Origin of the sequence: Psychrobacter sp. TB55-MNA-CIBAN-0194, assembly GCF_040309505.1 — a bacterium.
GTDB lineage: Bacteria > Pseudomonadota > Gammaproteobacteria > Pseudomonadales > Moraxellaceae > Psychrobacter > Psychrobacter fozii.
This window is the reverse complement of record NZ_JBEOOW010000446.1, coordinates 1-261: the sequence shown is the minus strand read 5'-3', so window position 1 is coordinate 261 and position 261 is coordinate 1. Positions and strand designations below refer to the sequence as shown.

Here is a 261-nt window from a genome sequence, read left to right as displayed (position 1 = left end):
ATTGAGCCTTTACGAAAAAGAAGGCGTAAGCAAAGACAAAATTTTAATTAAAATAGCGTCAACGTGGGAAGGTATTAAAGCGGCTGAGCAATTAGAAAAAGAAGGCACTAAGTGTAACCTTACTTTATTATTCAGCGATGCCCAAGCGCGCGCCTGTGCTGATGCAAACGTATTTTTAATCTCTCCATTTGTTGGCCGTATTTTAGATTGGCACGTGGCAAACGGTATGGAAAAACCAACCGATCCGCTTCAAGATCCGGG

General features: G+C 42.1%; 1 protein-coding gene. It reads left to right on the top strand.

All coding sequences use genetic code 11. From position 1 onward, the window contains the following. On the top strand, positions 1 to 261 hold a 261-nt coding region (locus AAEY75_RS15830; RefSeq protein ID WP_352260128.1), incomplete at both ends, for a transaldolase family protein.